Source organism: Bradyrhizobium sp. NP1 (assembly GCF_030378205.1).
In the GTDB taxonomy this organism is placed as follows: Bacteria; Pseudomonadota; Alphaproteobacteria; order Rhizobiales; family Xanthobacteraceae; genus Bradyrhizobium.
In genome coordinates this window covers 4,611,450-4,628,174 of the sequence record NZ_CP127385.1, presented here as the reverse complement: position 1 = coordinate 4,628,174, position 16,725 = coordinate 4,611,450, and the positions used below count along the sequence as shown (strand labels likewise).

Annotated in this window: 16 protein-coding genes and 1 pseudogene; 10 read left to right on the top strand and 7 right to left on the bottom strand. The window is 60.7% G+C overall.

The window, feature by feature from the left end:
* Positions 1-11: 11 nt before the first annotated feature.
* From QOU61_RS22370 to QOU61_RS22340, 7 genes are all read left to right on the top strand, one after another.
* Complete coding sequence (locus QOU61_RS22370; protein WP_289653363.1) at positions 12-1,199, top strand: acetyl-CoA C-acyltransferase; 1,188 nt, start codon at positions 12-14, stop codon at positions 1,197-1,199.
* Positions 1,200-1,218: 19 nt separating this feature from the next.
* Complete coding sequence (locus QOU61_RS22365) at positions 1,219-2,229, top strand: NAD(P)H-dependent flavin oxidoreductase (RefSeq protein ID WP_289653362.1); 1,011 nt, start codon at positions 1,219-1,221, stop codon at positions 2,227-2,229.
* 11 nt (positions 2,230-2,240) lie between these two features.
* Positions 2,241-3,014, top strand: coding sequence for an enoyl-CoA hydratase-related protein (locus QOU61_RS22360; protein ID WP_289653361.1), 774 nt, complete (start codon positions 2,241-2,243; stop codon positions 3,012-3,014).
* Between the two features lie 49 nt (positions 3,015-3,063).
* Positions 3,064-4,224 (top strand): iron-containing alcohol dehydrogenase, encoded by a 1,161-nt coding sequence (locus QOU61_RS22355; RefSeq protein WP_289653360.1) that lies wholly within the window; start codon positions 3,064-3,066, stop codon positions 4,222-4,224.
* 163 nt (positions 4,225-4,387) lie between these two features.
* Positions 4,388-5,587, top strand: a complete 1,200-nt coding sequence (locus QOU61_RS22350) for an ABC transporter substrate-binding protein (RefSeq protein ID WP_289653359.1) — start codon at positions 4,388-4,390, stop codon at positions 5,585-5,587.
* 54 nt (positions 5,588-5,641) lie between these two features.
* A complete protein-coding gene (locus QOU61_RS22345) occupies positions 5,642-6,448 on the top strand; it encodes a glutathione S-transferase family protein (protein ID WP_289653358.1) in 807 nt (268 codons plus the stop codon).
* A 39-nt stretch (positions 6,449-6,487) separates the two neighbouring features.
* Complete coding sequence (locus QOU61_RS22340) at positions 6,488-7,189, top strand: SDR family NAD(P)-dependent oxidoreductase (RefSeq protein WP_289653357.1); 702 nt, start codon at positions 6,488-6,490, stop codon at positions 7,187-7,189.
* A 701-nt stretch (positions 7,190-7,890) separates the two neighbouring features.
* Here QOU61_RS22340 and QOU61_RS22335 read toward each other — a convergent pair.
* From QOU61_RS22335 to QOU61_RS22325, 3 genes and pseudogenes are all read right to left on the bottom strand, one after another.
* On the bottom strand, positions 7,891-8,082 hold the full coding sequence (locus tag QOU61_RS22335) for a hypothetical protein (protein WP_289653356.1): 192 nt from the start codon (positions 8,080-8,082) through the stop codon (positions 7,891-7,893).
* Between the two features lie 354 nt (positions 8,083-8,436).
* Positions 8,437-8,859 carry a hypothetical protein gene (locus QOU61_RS22330; RefSeq protein WP_289653355.1) on the bottom strand — a complete coding sequence of 141 codons (423 nt, stop codon included), beginning with the start codon at positions 8,857-8,859 and terminating at the stop codon, positions 8,437-8,439.
* 951 nt (positions 8,860-9,810) lie between these two features.
* Positions 9,811-10,162 (bottom strand): annotated as a pseudogene (locus QOU61_RS22325) (hypothetical protein).
* Positions 10,163-10,419: 257 nt separating this feature from the next.
* Between QOU61_RS22325 and QOU61_RS22320 the strand changes: the two are divergent.
* Positions 10,420-10,758, top strand: a complete 339-nt coding sequence (locus tag QOU61_RS22320; RefSeq protein WP_289653354.1) for a hypothetical protein — start codon at positions 10,420-10,422, stop codon at positions 10,756-10,758.
* Between the two features lie 561 nt (positions 10,759-11,319).
* Here the strand turns inward: QOU61_RS22320 and QOU61_RS22315 are convergent.
* The 4 genes from QOU61_RS22315 to QOU61_RS22300 all read right to left on the bottom strand — a co-directional run bounded on the left by QOU61_RS22315 (position 11,320) and on the right by QOU61_RS22300 (position 12,948).
* On the bottom strand, positions 11,320-11,559 hold the full coding sequence (locus tag QOU61_RS22315) for a helix-turn-helix transcriptional regulator (protein WP_289653353.1): 240 nt from the start codon (positions 11,557-11,559) through the stop codon (positions 11,320-11,322).
* Between the two features lie 139 nt (positions 11,560-11,698).
* Positions 11,699-11,884, bottom strand: coding sequence for a hypothetical protein (locus QOU61_RS22310; protein WP_289662310.1), 186 nt, complete (start codon positions 11,882-11,884; stop codon positions 11,699-11,701).
* Between the two features lie 369 nt (positions 11,885-12,253).
* The gene (locus QOU61_RS22305; protein WP_289653352.1) at positions 12,254-12,481 is read right to left on the bottom strand and encodes a hypothetical protein; all 228 of its coding nucleotides are present in this window, start codon (positions 12,479-12,481) and stop codon (positions 12,254-12,256) included.
* Between the two features lie 95 nt (positions 12,482-12,576).
* Positions 12,577-12,948, bottom strand: coding sequence for a signal transduction histidine kinase (locus tag QOU61_RS22300; protein ID WP_289661670.1), 372 nt, complete (start codon positions 12,946-12,948; stop codon positions 12,577-12,579).
* 565 nt (positions 12,949-13,513) lie between these two features.
* Between QOU61_RS22300 and QOU61_RS22295 the strand changes: the two genes are divergently transcribed.
* Both QOU61_RS22295 and QOU61_RS22290 read left to right on the top strand, forming a co-directional pair.
* Positions 13,514-14,434 (top strand): class I mannose-6-phosphate isomerase, encoded by a 921-nt coding sequence (locus tag QOU61_RS22295; RefSeq protein WP_289653351.1) that lies wholly within the window; start codon positions 13,514-13,516, stop codon positions 14,432-14,434.
* A complete protein-coding gene (locus tag QOU61_RS22290) occupies positions 14,431-16,716 on the top strand; it encodes a glycosyltransferase family 4 protein (protein WP_289653350.1) in 2,286 nt (761 codons plus the stop codon). The genes QOU61_RS22295 and QOU61_RS22290 overlap by 4 nt, the downstream gene beginning before the upstream one ends.
* Positions 16,717-16,725: the final 9 nt, after the last annotated feature.

Below are 16,725 nucleotides of genomic sequence, written 5' to 3'. Positions count from 1 at the left end.
AAGAGGCAAGCATGACGACTGAAGCAGTAATCGTTTCCACCGCGCGTACCGGCGTCGGAAAAGCCTATCGCGGCGCGCTCAACAACACCGACGGCCCGACCATGGCCGGCCATGTGATCGCCGAAGCCGTGAAGCGCGCCGGCATCGCGCCCGGCGAGGTCGAGGACGTGGTGATGGGCTGCGCCATGCAGCAGGGCACCATGGTGATGAATGTCGCGCGCAAGGGTGCGATCCGCGCCGGCCTTCCGGTAACGGTCGCCGGCACCACCATCGATCGGCAATGCGCGTCAGGCCTGCAGGCGATCGCGGTCGCCGCGCGCTCGGTGATGCTCGACGGCGTCGAGATCGCGATCGGCGGCGGCATCGAGTCGATCAGCCTGGTGCAGAACGAGCACATGAACAAGTTCCATGCGGTCGACGATGAGCTGATGGCGATGAAGCCGGAAATGTACATGTCGATGCTGGAAACCGCCGAGGTCGTCGCCGAACGCTACAAGATCGGCCGCGATCAGCAAGATGAGTACAGCCTCGAATGCCAGCGCCGCATCGGCGCGGCGTTGCAGGGAGGTCGCTTCAATGATGAGATCGTGCCGATCACGACGAAGATGGCCGTGCTCGACAAGGATACCAAGCAGGTCAGCTACCACCAGGTGACGCTGACCAAGGATGAGGGACCGCGGCCGGATACCACGGCGGAAGGCCTCGCAAAGATCCAGCCGGTGTTCGAGGGCAAGACCATCAGCGCCGGCAATGCCAGCCAGCTCTCGGACGGCGCCTCGGCTTGCGTCATCATGAGCGACAAGATCGCGGCGATGAAAGGCCTGAAGCCGCTCGGCATCTTCCGCGGCTTTGTCGCTGCCGGCGTCGAGCCGGACGAAATGGGCGTCGGCCCCGTCGCAGCAATCCCGCGCCTCCTGAAGCGCCACAATTTGAAGATCGACGATATCGATCTCTGGGAGCTCAACGAGGCCTATGCGGTGCAGGTGATCTATTGCCGGGACAAGCTCGGCATCGATCCGAACAAGCTGAACGTCAACGGCGGCTCGATCGCGATCGGCCACCCCTACGGCATGACCGGCGCGCGGCTTACGGGCCACATCCTGATCGAGGGGCGGCGTCGCAAGGCGAAATACGGCGTGGTGACCATGTGCATCGGCGGCGGCATGGGCGCGGCGGGTCTGTTCGAAATCGTCCACTGACCGAAGGCGGAGATAACACGTGAAGACAGCAATCACTGAACTGTTCGGCATCCGGCATCCGATTATCCAGGGTGGCATGCATTATGTCGGCTTCGCCGAGCTTGCCGCCGCGGTGTCCAACGCCGGAGGGCTCGGCATCATCACCGGCCTGACGCAGAAGACGCCGGAGCTGCTGGCGAAAGAGATCGCGCGCTGCCGCGACATGACCGACAAGCCGTTCGGCGTGAACCTGACCTTCCTGCCGAGCTTCACTGCGCCGCCCTATCCCGAATACATCGCCGCGATCAGGGAAGGTGGCGTCAGGATCGTGGAGACGGCGGGCCGCAGCCCCGAGCAATACATGCCTGCGCTGAAGGCGGCCGGTATCAAGGTGATCCACAAGTGCACCTCGGTGCGGCATTCGCTGAAAGCGGAAAAGATCGGCTGCGACGCCGTGAGCGTCGACGGTTTCGAGTGCGGCGGCCACCCCGGCGAGGACGACATCCCGAACATGATCCTGCTGCCGCGCGCGGCCGACGAGCTGAAAATCCCGTTCGTGGCCTCGGGTGGCATGGCGGACGCGCGCAGCCTCGTCGCCGCGCTGTCGATGGGCGCTGCCGGGATGAACATGGGCACCCGCTTCGTCGCCACCAAGGAAGCGCCGGTCCATGACAATGTGAAGCAGGCGTTGGTCAAGGCAACCGAACTAGACACCGTGCTGGTCATGCGCGCGCTGCGCAACACCGAGCGCGTTCTGAAGAACAAGGGGGTCGACGAGCTTCTCGAGGTCGAGCGCAAGAGGGGCGTCAGCCTGAAGATCGAGGACATCCACGAACAGGTCGCTGGCGTCTATCCGAAGGTGATGGTCGACGGCAACATGGATGCCGGTGCCTGGAGCTGCGGCATGGTGGTCGGCCTGATCAACGACATCCCGACGGTCAAGGAACTCATCGATCGGATCATGGCCGAAGCCGAAGCCATCGTCCGTCAACGACTGACCGGCTTCCTCGACGGCGTCGAAGTGCAGAAACCGGCCCTCGCGGTCGCTTGATGGAGAGCACCATGACTGAGCACGTCAAAACCGAGATCGCTGACGGCGTCATGACGCTGACGTTGCAGCGTCCGGAGAAGAAGAACGCGCTGACTGGCGCGATGTACGACACATTGTCGGACGCGCTGGTAAGGGCCGGGACGGATTCGTCCGTCCGAGTCGTCCTGTTCCAGGGCGACGGCGACAGCTTCACGGCCGGCAACGATCTGGCGGATTTCGCGAGCCAGGCCCGCGGCGAAAGTGCCGTCGACAGCCCGGCCCATCACTTCATCGAAACCATCAGCAAGGCCACCAAGCCGCTGGTGGCCGCCGTGCAGGGCAATGCGGTAGGCGTCGGCACAACCATGCTCCTGCATTGTGATCTCATCTATCTCGCCGACAACGCCCGGCTGATCACGCCCTTCGTTAATCTCGCATTGGTGCCGGAGGCGGCGTCGAGCTGGCTGTTGCCGCTGCGGATCGGGCACGCGCCGGCCTACGCCATGTTTGCGCTGGGCGAGCCGATGGAGGCGGCCACGGCACTGGCTTGCGGCCTGGCCAATGCGGTGGTGCCGCAGGGCGAACTGCGCAAGCGGGCGCATGATGCCGCGATCGCCTTGACCAGGCGCCCCGCGGGCTCGCTCCGCCTGACCAAGAAGCTGATGCGTGATCAGCAGCGGATCGCGGCGCAGATCGCCGAGGAAGGGCAGTTGTTCAAGGAGCGCCTGAAGACGCCCGAGGCGCGCGAGGCATTTGCCGCATTTGCCGAACGACGTCCGCCGGACTTTTCCAAGCTGTCGGCCTGACCGTTCGGGCACATTGCGAAAACATCGAGATATCAGGGGAGTGAAGAGCATGCGCATCGCGGGCAGTTATCAGTTCCCGACCATGGAATCCGTGATCTACGGCAAGCCAGCGGCCGAAGCATTGCGCGAGGAAGCCGAGCGACTGAATGCGAAGCGTGTCTATTTGATTGTCAGCCGTACATTGAACACGAGCACGGACGAGATCGGCAAGATCCGCAATGCGCTTGGTAATCGCTATGCCGAAACCTTCGATGGCATTCCGCAGCATACGACCCGGGAAGTGGTGGTGCGGATTGCAAAGCAAGCCAAGGAAGCGAGGGCCGACCTGGTCGTCGCGATCGGCGGGGGCTCGGTGGTCGATGCAGCCAAGATCGTGCTGATGTGCATGGAGCACGAGATCTTCGAGCAGGACGGGCTCGATGGCTTCGAGACCACGCCGGAGCGGCGCTTCGGGCAATTCCGGACGCCAAAGGTCCGCATGATTGCCATTCCGAGCACGCTGTCGGGCGGCGAATACAATTCCGGCGCGCTGGTCACCGATACCCGGCGGAAACTGAAGCAGATCTTCAATCACCCCATGATGATGCCGCGCAGCATCATTCTCGATCCGGCGACGACCAGATACACGCCGGAGAAACTCTGGCTTGGCTCCGGCACGCGGGCCATGGATCACGGCATCGAAGCGATTTGTTCCAGCCGTCCCAATGTCCTCGTCGACGCTGTTTGTCAACAGGGGCTGCGCTATCTGCATGATGGTCTCCGGCGCACCAGGAACAACCCGAACGACGATGAGGCGCGACTGAACTGTCAGTTGGGCTCCTGGATGTCGGCCTTCGGGTTGCAGGCGAGGGTGCCGATGGGCGCGAGCCATGCCATCGGCCATGTGCTCGGGGGGACTTGCGACGTACCGCACTACTTTTGCACGGCGGTGATGATGCCGAGCGTGCTCAAATACAACCGTCCTGCGACGGAGGCCGCGCAGAAATCGATCGCTGCGGCCCTCGGCGCGGCAGGTCGCGACGCCAGCGAGGCTTTCGCAGCGTTCATCGCAGAGCTTGGCCTGCCGCGGAGACTCGCCGATGTCGGCGTCGCCGAGGACCGTTTCGAACTGATCGGCAGAAACGCAATGCTCTCAATCTTTACGCGGGCGAACCCGCAGCCGATCCGTGAGCCTGGCGACGTCGTCAAGATACTCAAGTTGGCCGCCTGAAGAGCCTGTCCAATGTCGCGGCCAATCTCGCGTCCGATGCAACGGCATGCGCTCATCCGAAGCTCTCGAACGCCGACGATGTGGTGGCGCTTGAGATCACTCGGCCGGGGAAATAAGCCCCGCGGCCTGCAGGCAAGGCGGGCAAACAGGAGAGGAACGCACGATGTTTCGAAGCATCCAGCTCGCCTGCGCACTCATAGTTGCGCTTTCCGTGCCTTGCCGGGCTAGCGATACGCCCGGTGTCACAGCGACGGAAATCAAGATCGGGGGTATATTTCCGCTAAGTGGAGCCGCTTCCTCAATTGGGCAGGTTGGACGGGGCGTGCTCGCCTATGTGCAGTCGATCAACGATCGTGGCGGCATCAACGGACGCAAGATCAACTATGTCACACTCGACGATGCCTATAGCCCGCCAAAGGCATTCGAGCATGCGCGCCGGTTGGTCGAAAGCGACGAGATCGCCTTCATGTTCAGCCAACTCGGTACCGCGGGCAATACGGCGGTGGCAAAATATCTTGCAGCGAAGAAAGTGCCAACGATCGCGATCGTCACCGGCGCGACCAAGTTCACCAACGCCAAGGACTATCCCCTGACGACCACCGGCCTCGTCAGCTACGATACCGAGGGGAAGATCTATGCAAAATATCTGATGCGGGCCTTGCCGACGGCGAAATACGCGATCCTCTTTCAGAACGACGATCTCGGGCGTGACTATGTCAACGCGTTCAAGGCGGTCCTGGGTGCCGATTTCGACAAGCGCGTGGTCACGGCAAGCTACGAAGCCACGGAGCCGACGGTGGACTCCCAAGTCGTCGCACTGAAAAGCTCAGGCGCGCAAGCACTGTTCATTGCAGGCACTCCGAAATTCGCCGCGCAGGCCATCCGCCGGGCGGCCGAGACCGGGTGGAAAGCGACGGTCATCATCAACTTCCCTTCGTCGTCGGTCGCCGGCACGCTGAAGCCAGCGGGCCTGGAGAATTCCGTCGGCGTGATCGTCGGCACCCCGAACAAGGACCCGGAGGACCAGAACTGGAAGGACGATGAGGGCGTTAGGACTTATCGAGCGTTCTTCGACAGATATCTGGCCGGCTCCGATATCACCAATACGAGCTATCTCACCGGTTATCAGCAGGGCATGCTGCTCGAGCAGGTCCTCAAGCAATGCGGCGACGACTTCTCGCGCGACAACATCATCAAGCAGGCGAAGTCGCTGAAGAACCTTGTGCTGCCGACGGCACTGCCTGGCATCCGGATCAACACCAGCGAGAACAACAACATGATCTGGACGCAACTGCAGCTTCAGCGCTGGACGGGAACCCGCTGGGAACAGTTCGGAGAAATTCTCGACGCGAGCTCGGAGTAGGGCATCCGGGAGGGCTGGTCCTGCGGGTACAGAGTTCATCAGGAGCAATCCACGATGGCCGACTTGCGAATATTCTCCTATTTGCCGAACCCACGTGTATGGAAAGCGACCATTGCTGCCCGATTTTGCGGCGTGGACGTCGAGGTCAGGGGCGCATCCGGCAAGGAATTGCAGGACTGGCTGTGGGACTACGACGCGCGCCCATTGTCCGAGCAGGAACGTCAATCGCTTTCATCCCTTGCCTGTCAGGGGCGGGTCGGGTTGACCGGCGCCCAGCTTTTCAAGACCGACGACTTCCTGGAAGCGCAGCCATTCGGCAACGTGCCCGCTGCGTTCGGCCCCGATGGAACGATCGGAATTTTCGAGTCGAACAGCATCATGCGGGCAGTGGCGCGTCTGGGCGAAGCGACGTACCCGCTCTACGGTCGTGACACCTATGAAGCCTCCAGGATCGACAGCTTCCTCGATGTCAGCCTGGTCTTTGCAAGGGACTCGCAGATCTATCTTTTGGCGTTGTCGGCGGGCACGGTCGATGCGGCTATTCACGCACGAGCCAAAGAGGCATTCGCGATCTATGCCTCGGGGCTCGAACGGGCTCTGTCTCCGCGACGGAACACACTGGTAGGGAGCGGCGTGACCCTGGCCGACATCTGCTTTGCTGCCGAGCTTGCGCTGTTCATGAACGAGCACGCGCGCGCCGGGCAGTTGAGCCAGCGTGGGCTGGAGAGGATCCTGCATCCGGGGGTGCAAAACGACTACCCGCTGCTGTTTGCCCACTTTGCTCGGCTGGTCGATCACGAGCATTTCAGGCTGGATCTCAAGCCGTATGTTGAAAAATTGTTGTCAAAGGCGGCGGCTTGAACATGAGAGCCGCCGGCTCCAACCGGGAGGTTTGATCGCATGACCGCGCCTGTTTGCCTGATATCCGGCGTTGGACCCGGCACGGGTTCGGCACTCGCCAGGAGATTTGCCGAGGGCGGCTATGGCGTCGCCCTTCTCGCGAGGAACGAGGAACGTCTTGCCGCCCTCGAGAAGCAGCTGCCGAACGCAAAAGGATATCGGTGCGACGTGTCGGACCCCGGGCAGGTCGAAGCGGTGGCGTCCGCCGTCGAGCGCGACCTCGGCAATCCCGAGGTCGTCATCCACAACGCTGTTGGCGGAGCATTTGGCACATTCCGGGAGATCGATCCGCAAATTCTCAACCGCAACTTCCAGGTCAACACGATGGGGCTGTTGTACCTGGCGAGGCGCTTCGCCTCTGCGATGGTCAGCGCCGGCAAGGGCGCCATCATTGCTACCGGTAACACGTCGGCATTGCGCGGCAAGCCTGGCTTCGCCGGTTTCGCGCCGAGCAAGGCGGCGCAGCGCATCCTGGGTGAGGCAATCGCACGCGAGCTCGGTCCACAAGGTGTGCACGTGGCCTATGTCGTGGTTGACGCCGTGATTGACCTGGAATGGACGAGGAAACGCTATCCGGAGCGGCCGGACGATTTCTTCATCAAGCCGCGAGCGATTGCGGACGAGATCTGGCATGTAGTCCACCAGGACCGCAGCGCGTGGTCATTCAACGTTGAGCTGCGACCCTTTGGAGAGAGCTGGTAGTGCAGCGCGAGAGTTCCGAGGTTTGATCCCTCCCGCTCTGGAGGCCGGTGCGATCAGTACTGCGTCGCCGGCGCGGGAGTGGTATTCGAACCGTCAGCTTTTCATTTACGTCTAGGCTGTAACTCGTTGATTTCGTTGAGTGCGAATCGAATATGTTTTACAGCTAAGTAATTGAAGCGTTGACGAAAGTACCTGACTCTTAATCAGCGGGTCCCAGGTTCGAGCCCTGGTGCGCCCTCCACTATTCTCCTTGCAAGATCAAGCATCTAGCATCTCGCCTGCAAAGCACAGAGTGAGAACGTTTAGACGCCGCTTTGGAGCCATTTAGACGCTCTCGTGCGCCAAACGTTCTTCTGCGTTACGACGTCGGTGTTCTGAACATTTGCTGCCAGTGTGCTCAGCGTCCTCCAGCGCTACTCCCTTCGAGTATCGGGATGTCGTCCACCAGTATGCAATCAGGCCAATAAGAAACAGGCATCCGAGCCAATAGCGTCCGGGATAAGGGGAAATCCGAACGCTGCCCAAATGCTAATGGTCGGCAGCAAAGCAGCACCTTGGATGATGCCGTCGATTTTGTCGATTGACCAATGTTGAGCTGATCGAGGTGCTGTCCTACGTCCTGGAGCCGATGATGGAGGGTCGCGAACGCGAATGGCCGGCGAGCGCTTCGCGCTCAAATCAGTCAAACCAACCGGCCGCGGTCATGAGGTCGGCCGCGACCCGAACAGGGGGATGACGTCCCCATCGGCGGCGCGAATGACGATCCTGGCCAATTCCATTGGGTCGAATCCAAGATCCGCCACCGCCTCAGCAACGCCCTGGCGATCCAGCTCGCGGACGATCGCCTCTGTCACCTTCATGAGCCTGGCAGTCTCGGCGGCGCTATCGGTCATGGCGGCAGCCTACTCCGGGCGGCCGAGTGTGGCGAGCGCTTCGCGCTGATCTTCTCAACTCCGCCGCCGTTGAGGGCAGGAGAGCCACTGAATGAAAAGAGGGGCAGCCGGGGTTTCTACTGCTGACCGCCCACCGCGCCAGAGGCCGTGAACATGCCGCCCGCAATGATCCTCAAGCTTATCGTCGTCGGCGGCCTGGTGCTTCTGATCGGCTTTATCCTGGTCTACTAGATGCCGTGAACGGCGGAGTCCGCTTTGGTGCGCACAACGGACTCAAGTCGGACATCGCTCCACGTCCGAAAAGTGCCATGAGCCGACATCGCTCCAATCAAGCGGCGATACTTGTCAGGCTCCTTAGCGACCGTAGGGGAAGCAGCGGTTGCGATCGAGTGTGAGACCGAAATGCGCTCCCAGTGCCGCGATGGCCGCGTCCTGCTGAGGATAAGGATCGGCATTGGATGCGGCAACGATGATGATCCGGAACCCGCCGCGATCCTTGCCACCCGGTGGCAGCATCGCTGTAGTCAGTGCATTGCCCTCCCTGTCGCGCAGCGTGAGGAAAAGCGGCATCTCTCGCTGTACATGGGCCTCGAGGCCGATGTCGCGCTCGATCGCGTTGGGCCGCTCCGGACGCCAGGACTGGACTGCCTTCTCCCGCTCGCGGCGGAAATATGTTTCGACTGTGTGGCCCATCAGGCGCGACTCATGCACCGCTTCACCTTCCGTCTCGATACGGAACCACGTCTTACCCTTCGGCGCGTCGCAAACATACTGCATTTCGCCCGTCCTGCGATCGCCGCAATTCTAGGGCGGCGGGCCTGCGAAGCCAATATGAGACTCGCTCCCGTGTATAGCGCCGCACTACCGTATAATCGGAAGTTCGGCTGCAACACCGCGCGACTCCTGAGAGGCGATGGTAGAGCTCCGATCTGATGAAGCTTCGCAAAGCGGTCCGGTACGCCCAGCCTAATAAATCTGTTCACTGCAACGTCCACTCCGGGTGTCAATCTCTACAAAACTCGGAGTGAGCACAACCAGTCCGCTTCGCCTCCAAAACTCACCGTCAAAGGCGACGTCGCCGTTGGCAGTGATGGGCCAGAAGGCGACATGGCGGTATCCGCCAAATGCCGTTAAATCCTTCGCTGGCCGGTAGATAGTTGGGTTTGTGCTTTCCCGATAGGGAACCACAGACATCGCGAATGCCCGTACGGTCGGGCGCAGATAGCCGATGCCCCTTCCTCTACCGCCTCCACAAAGAGCCTCACGGGCGGCGGAGCGCGAATAATCAAACAATCGGCGGAAAGTTTGACTGCGTTCTTGGATCAGCGTCGCGAAACGTTTCGAAAGAAGACCAATCGGCACAGGCGATCCCTTCTTCCATCGCAAAAACATAATCGTTCGGCTGAACATCCGATGCAAATGCTGCGTGGCTAGAAGCGAGAATTATGAAACAAGCTGCCGCAAACACGCATCGTGTCACTATTGATGGTGCAAGTGGATGATAGGTTAATGGCCACCGAAAATAGGTCGCTTTGGGTCAAACTCGGAAGTCTGCGCGATTGAACGGTATGTCCGTTCTACCCCCAACAGCAGACGTCGGCGGACCACAGCGCCATGTCTGGGTTGTGCCAAACCGAAAAACACTCGGAACGAGCAGATATCTTATGCTCTTCCTCCAAGAACGGACGACGAGGCCAACCATTTACTCAAACTTTGCGTCCACGACCTTTAAGTCATGCTTCCTGGTATCAAGCACCGAATTGAGATTTGACCGCCAGACCGCATCGGCCAAACCATTGTGCGTCCTGCACGGTTCGGTGATCACGGCATCATCGGGGACATCGATCCAGTTGTTCTCAAGGCGAACCCGATAATGGCCGTCCTTTGACTCCCAGTCAGGGTCTGCGACGGTTTCGCCATCCGCCATCGAGCAGCAGAGTCCTTTGCCGCTCGCGAGATGATCGAACCATGACTTGAGCGGTGAATTGGCGTAGCGGCCGTCAAGGTCGCGCGCCATAGCGCTGCCAACGCGGCAAGCAACTATCGTACTGAGGGGCAGACCAAACACGATGCGTTTCATTGCCACGCTCCCGTATCTTAGAGTCCCTCCCGCTCGATTTATGCAGTGTTCTTGCGTCCTGTGCGAATCAAAGCGCGATGGTAACCTGCGTGCAGCGGCTTTCTCTGCATGCTCGATTTCGGCGCGGCGTTCGGTCATTCACGACGTCGGCCACGCACCTAGCAACGGACACAGCGACACGGTGGCAGCGCGAGTGTCGCCGGGGTAAGCGCCCCGCCCGCGAAGGAGATCCTGCCGCGCCGGAAACGCGCGAAAGCTTGCTGGATTATTCGATAGATCCCGAATTTGGCTTTTTTGCCTGTCGTTGGAACTCCAAGCCGTCTGGGAGCGATCCCCAGCTCACTTGGGGGCGGCTCCTTTATTCGGCCTTTGCCGAGACATTCCGGGCACTTGGGAGGATAGATTTTGCGGCCTGGTTGCGCTGGCTGCTTGACCTTCAAGAATCCCGTGCCATCACAGGCGGGGCAAATAACTTCGCTCAAACCTTCGCGCGACTTTTTCATAAACGCTCGATCGCTAAAGCACGACAAAAAGTTGAATTCATGCGCGAAGATAGCGGCCGGCTGCAACAGCGCGCAACAAAGCTCCCTTCTTAACCTAACCGGTCAACGTTACCGCCGCAGAGAAAGTCGCGGCGCCTCCCAAGAGGCCCGCGCGCTATTTCCGGTCTACCCCAATCAACGGACATCGCAAGACCGGCCTGACTGGTCGTTTCGTGCCAACAGGTGACATTCGAATGAAAGGTCAATTCAGATGAAGGCGGAGCTTTTTGATGATCTGGCGCAGACCTTCCGCGTATTCTTCGATGATTTGGCGCGCCGCCTCTAACCGCGACGATCTAGCCGTCGCTGGCTCATCTTTATCGGGGACCTGTTCTTCGCGCGGCTTCATACTCGCGGTGTTGTGCAGAGACCAAGAGGGGCCATTGATCTAAATCAAACGAGGCCAGCACGTAGCTGTGCTTTTCTTGAACTCGCCAGATGCCGACCGATTGTCCGTTGAGGGTCATAGGCGGCCCTCTGGACATACGTCCGTCCTCAGCTTTAGCTTCGAAAGCCGACATACCGACCGTACATGGCAATCGTCAGCTAGGGCCAGGAACAGACATCCGGGCCTTATTCGATCACCTCGTCGGCGATAGCCAAGAGCGAAAGTGATCACCGCCAGATCCCCTTGAGAAGGTTCGTCGGAGTAGTGCCCAGCGCCTCGGCGTAGTCCTTGCAATCGCTGAGCAAGATCCTCGCCTTCCCATTTTCGATATTCGATACGGTCGGCCGGCTCACCTCAAGGCGATCGGCGAGTGCGGCTTGTGAGAGGCCAAGCGCTTGACGGATGCTCTTGATGCGGGCGCCGACCCTGCCGTGAACATCTTCTGGAACGAGCTTGGCGGTCGGCATTTCAATCCCCGTTCGCCAAAAGGAAAAGAACCCCCCTGTTCGGGAGGTTCTAGTCCTCTTGGAGGTTCGTCGATCTTGGGAATGCAACGAACTGGAAAGGACGGTTTGCCTATCACATAATTGCAGAAAATGCAATTTCTCAGCGCTGGTGGCCGAGACCGATGCCGAGCAAGTGCGCCTTGGCCCTGAGTGCGGAGACCGAGCGCTTCATCTGCTTTGCTACCTTCACAACTGGCGTCCTGGCCTTCGAATGGGCCTTCAGCATCTTCACGTCGTCTCGTGTGTACTCTCTCCGCTTGACCGCGGTGTTCCTAACTTGTGCCACTTCATTCTCCTAGTTGGATGGCCGTTTAAGACACCAGCTAAAGCAAATTTGTGGCGAACAGGCCGGCGAGCGCTTCGCACTGAGTCTTAGAACGCTGCGCGGAGGTAGGCCGGTGCTCCGGTTCTCGACCTTCACCATCAGTGGCGGACGATCATCTGATCGATGCCCGGCCTTTCTGCATTGGGCTACACGTCTATCGCGACGACGATAGCCGCATGGAGGTGACCGCTTCCAGGGGGGCAAGTGGACACCTGAACGACACCGATTTTCAGGAATGACGTGACAATCCGGACTGGACCATCAAGAAATATGCGGCGTGGGATCCCGGCGAGCGAGCTGCTACCGCCGGCGACGCGATAGTCAGGCTCGCTAGCTCAACAAAGTGCGGACCTTCTTGTCGGCGTCATAGATTTCGATCTGAAGCATCGGATAACCTGATTTCAGCGCGCGACCCGCGGCTTCTGCACCGTCGGTCGTGTCAAACTCCGATTTGAAATGGCCGTCGACGATTGTTGCAAACCCTTCGGTAGGTGGCCGGTCGGCTCGTACGGCTTTCTTCCGCTCTGGCTCGTCAATCGAGAGAATGGGTTTTTTCATCATTGTTCCTTTTACGATGCCGCGATCATGATTCTGCTGGAGCCCTTCGGGCCTCGCTCGTGTGGATTGCTCCCGGAAGGAGCTGCTGATCGGGCTCAAGACAGCCGGTGAAACGCCGGCGGCAAGGGCTCACGGACGAGTTCGCTCAAGTTCAGAACCTCGCCGCTTTCCGTGATGTCCGAGAACAGGACCTCGACAAAGGGATGCTGGCGGTTGGCCGCGGCGCCGCGCCGGTATTTCGCGCTCACGATCCGCTCAAGCGCCGCAAGGTTCAGCTTGCCAAGCGCGTTGTATTGACTGCGGAACAGGCTTTGTCTTCCTCCAAGGTGCTCGATCGACTCGGCCCAGACGTCCACCACCTTGCGGCCTATGAACGCTTCGACCGGTTCAGATCCATCTCGGGCAAAAAGCCGTAACCCGTCCATGGCATGCGGTCCGTCATCGACGCGGAATTGTGTAAGCGACATGGGGACTCCTCCTCTTGTTGGCGTGCATTCACACCGCAACTCCTCACGGAACGCGGCCTTCACCCACCACGACGGGGCAGCGGCGCCTCAATGGCGCATCGCGCCGGGCATTCTTCGCCGCCGCGGCATCACCACTGGATAATGACCGAGCCGGCACTCACCAGACCGAGGAAAACCGGCACCATTAAAGGAGGGACGAGCCACTCATGCAGCTTATTTGGATGGTGGACATACTGACCGCCCTCTTTGTGGCGGGAGTACTGGTCTCTCAGTCACCGATAGCAGCCAAGGGTGGGCGGTGATAACTGCAGCAGACGCCCTTTCTTGCACGATGTCGAGGGAAATCACCGAGGCGAGGCTGTAAGCACTGTTTCCGCTATATCGACCGCGCGCATCGCGCGATGCTTGCTATAGGGTGCCAGAGTATCCATATGACCGATAGCGTCACCGGCTTCCTGCAGGAAGGCCTGGCCGGAGACGAGACGCCTTAGCCACAAAATCGCGATCGACGATATCGAGCAACGGCACGTCGCTCCGGCGTGCGCGTCACGCGTCAGGATGACCTATGCCCATCGAACACGCGTCCGTACGGGCCATGCACAAGCCCTGGGGCGTCAGCGATCTCCAGCCATGGAGCAGCATCGACGCCTCCAGTGACGCCGTGGGAGAGCTGTGGTTCGAGCGGGCCGATGGAGAAAATGCTCCGGTGCCGGCGTTGTTGCTCAAGCTGCTGTTCACCAGCGCGCCATTGTCGATCCAGGTCCATCCGGACGATACCTTCGCGCGCGCGATGGGGATGCCGAATGGCAAGAGCGAGGCTTGGTACATCATCGCGGCAGAGCCCGACGCGCAGATCGGCGTTGGATTGAAGCACCGGGTAACGCCGCAGGAATTGCGGGCGTCGATCACGAACGGCTCGATCACCGAGCTGGTGCAATGGCGTCCAGTTGCGAAGGGCGATGTCATCTTCATCCCGGCCGGCACGATCCACGCCATTGGCGCCGGTATCGTGTTGGCCGAAATCCAGCAGCGCAGCGACACGACCTTCCGCCTGTTCGACTATGGCAGAGGGCGTGAATTGGACGTCGACAACGGCGTGGCCGTAGCCCACGCTTGGCCGCCTCGATCTCACGGCAATCCGACCCGCTTGACCGATGAACGAACGGTTCTTGTCGCGGGCCGGCATTTCGTTCTCGAGCGAATTGAGCTGCCCGAGACTTCAAGCTGGGCGCTGTCCGCCGAGTCCGAGACCTGGATTCTCGCTCTCGACGGCAATGCGTCGATCGGATTGGCCACGCTATCTATCGGGCAGGCGACTTTCGCCGGCGGCGGCCGTACCGGCATCGAAGTTGGTGGCAACGGGTTGACCGCCCTGATCGCGTATCCGGCGCAGGCTCCGGCCGGTTCGCTGTTGCAGAGGCTCGGTCAGCAGCCAGCCGCTCCCGATCTGCCAAAATTGACCGGCCTGACCGAGGCGCGGACATGACGCCGCTCCGCAGGATCGCGGTGATCGGCAATTCGTTGCCTCGCCGCTGCGGAATCGCGACATTTACCACTGACCTGCACCGCGCGATTTCGAATTCGCAGCCAAGCCTGCAGGCCGGTATCGTGGCGATGACCGACCCCGATCAGACCTATGACTATCCTGCTTCGGTCGCGCTACAGATCAAGGATGACAGCATCGGCGAGTATGTTGCCGCCGCCGCGTTTCTGAACGCCGGCCAATTCGATATCGTTTGCCTGCAGCACGAATTCGGGATTTTCGGGGGCGAAGCCGGCGCCCATATCCTCGAGCTGCTGTCACGCCTCACCATGCCGATTGTCACGACACTGCACACCGTGCTGGCGAAGCCTACGGCGATCCAGCGTACGGTGATCGAGCGCATCGTCGAAGCGTCCTCGAAGGTCGTCGTGATGGCGAACAAGGGCCGTGAACTGCTGCGCAGCGTCTATCGGGTGCCGGACGACAAGATCGAGGTCATCGCCCATGGCATTCCCGACTTTCCGTTCATCGGGCCTGAGGCGGCAAAAGCCAAACTTGGATTCGCCAGCCGCTCCGTCATTCTGACATTCGGGCTCCTGTCTCCCAGCAAGGGCATCGAGGTGATGATCGACGCCATGCCTTCGATCCTGGAACGGCGTCCGGACGCGGTCTACGTCGTGCTCGGTGCAACGCATCCCAACCTGGTCCGGGACAAGGGCGAGGCATACCGCGAGAGCCTGATGACGCGCGTGCATGAACTCGCCGTTGAGGATCACGTCGTATTCCTCGACCAGTTCGTCGATCAGCCCACGCTGCTCGAATTCATTTCGATGTGCGATGTCTATGTCACGCCCTATCTCAATGAAGCGCAGATGACGTCGGGTACGTTGGCCTACAGCTTCGGCCTCGCAAAACCGGTCGTCTCAACGCCCTATTGGCACGCGCGCGAATTGCTGGCCAATGGGTACGGTGTTCTCGTCCCCTTTGGCAACGCGGCAGCAATCGGCAACGGAATCGCGGAATTGTTGACCGACGAACCTCGCCGGCAGGCGATGCGCGAGCGGGCTTACGCGGCCAGCCGGCCGATGACATGGGAGCGCACGGCCGAGCGCTACATGACCACCTTCGAGAACGCGCGGCAGCGCCACCGACTGAAGGTGATCGTGCGCGCCGGGCCGGACGCGATCGCTCCGGTCGGCACCGCAGCCCCTGACATGCAATTGGGCCATTTCCTGTCGATGTGCGACAATACCGGCCTGTTCCAGCACGCGGTGCATTCGGTACCGGATCGCGCGCACGGCTATTGCGTCGATGACAATGCGCGGGCGTTGCTATTGGCTTGCGCGCTCAATGAATCGGGCGAGCATCCCCTTTCGGAAATTCTGACGGCCCGCTTTGCCGCCTTTGTGCAGCATGCGTGGAATCCCGACACCAGACGATTTCGCAACTTCATGGGCTTCAACCGGTCCTGGCTCGAAGACAAGGGTTCGGAGGACAGCCATGGACGAACCCTGTCGGCGCTGGGCGAGTGCGCCCACAAGGACGCAAGCCCGTCACGGCGTCGATGGGCCGCCGCCTTGTTCACCCAGGCGCTACCGATCGTGGAAAGCTTTCGTTCGCCCCGCGCATGGGCCTTCACGCTTCTCGGTCTCGACGCCTATTGCGCCGCAGTTCCCGACGATCGGTATGCCCGCAAGGTCAGGCATTCTCTTGCCGACAGGCTGATATCTATCCTGGCATTGGTCGAGACGCCGGACTGGAAGTGGTTCGAGGAAGGCCTGGCGTATGACAACGCGCGCTTGCCGCAAGCCTTGATCGTGACCGGCCTTGCAACGCAAACGCCCACCTATGTCGATGCCGGATTGAGAACGCTGCGTTGGCTGATGATACAGCAGACGACGTCGACGGGCCATTTCCGCCCCGTGGGCACGGCCGGCTTCGGCGAACTGCGAAAACCTCCTCGCGCGTTCGACCAACAGCCGCTGGAAGCCACCGCGACGGTTGCAGCATGCCTGACGGCGTGGCGCGCCGACAACGATTCCGAATGGAAGACCATCGCAACGAAGGTCTTCTCCTGGTTTCTCGGCAGCAACGACCTGGCGGTTGCGCTGGTCAATCCCGCGACCGGCAGCTGCCGCGACGGCCTGCACCCCGATCGTGCCAATGAAAATTGTGGCGGCGAGTCGGTCGTGTCCTATCTTCTGGCGCTTGCCGAGATGCGTCAGCTTGCGCGCGTCAATGTCAATCCGACACATCCCGTGGCGCTTCGCACCATCGGCGCTTGATTAGTACGT

What these genes read in the sequence shown, in the direction of transcription:
- QOU61_RS22355 (WP_289653360.1), top strand. Translation starts at nt 3,064, where the DNA reads ATGCGCATCGCGGGCAGTTATCAGTTCCCGACCATGGAATCCGTGATC.
- QOU61_RS22330 (WP_289653355.1), bottom strand. Translation starts at nt 8,859, where the DNA reads ATGCAGTATGTTTGCGACGCGCCGAAGGGTAAGACGTGGTTCCGTATC.
- QOU61_RS22335 (WP_289653356.1), bottom strand. Translation starts at nt 8,082, where the DNA reads ATGACCGATAGCGCCGCCGAGACTGCCAGGCTCATGAAGGTGACAGAG.
- QOU61_RS22345 (WP_289653358.1), top strand. Translation starts at nt 5,642, where the DNA reads ATGGCCGACTTGCGAATATTCTCCTATTTGCCGAACCCACGTGTATGG.
- QOU61_RS22290 (WP_289653350.1), top strand. Translation starts at nt 14,431, where the DNA reads ATGACGCCGCTCCGCAGGATCGCGGTGATCGGCAATTCGTTGCCTCGC.
- QOU61_RS22300 (WP_289661670.1), bottom strand. Translation starts at nt 12,948, where the DNA reads ATGTCGCTTACACAATTCCGCGTCGATGACGGACCGCATGCCATGGAC.
- QOU61_RS22360 (WP_289653361.1), top strand. Translation starts at nt 2,241, where the DNA reads ATGACTGAGCACGTCAAAACCGAGATCGCTGACGGCGTCATGACGCTG.
- QOU61_RS22305 (WP_289653352.1), bottom strand. Translation starts at nt 12,481, where the DNA reads ATGAAAAAACCCATTCTCTCGATTGACGAGCCAGAGCGGAAGAAAGCC.
- QOU61_RS22370 (WP_289653363.1), top strand. Translation starts at nt 12, where the DNA reads ATGACGACTGAAGCAGTAATCGTTTCCACCGCGCGTACCGGCGTCGGA.
- QOU61_RS22295 (WP_289653351.1), top strand. Translation starts at nt 13,514, where the DNA reads ATGCCCATCGAACACGCGTCCGTACGGGCCATGCACAAGCCCTGGGGC.
- QOU61_RS22340 (WP_289653357.1), top strand. Translation starts at nt 6,488, where the DNA reads ATGACCGCGCCTGTTTGCCTGATATCCGGCGTTGGACCCGGCACGGGT.
- QOU61_RS22315 (WP_289653353.1), bottom strand. Translation starts at nt 11,559, where the DNA reads ATGCCGACCGCCAAGCTCGTTCCAGAAGATGTTCACGGCAGGGTCGGC.
- QOU61_RS22350 (WP_289653359.1), top strand. Translation starts at nt 4,388, where the DNA reads ATGTTTCGAAGCATCCAGCTCGCCTGCGCACTCATAGTTGCGCTTTCC.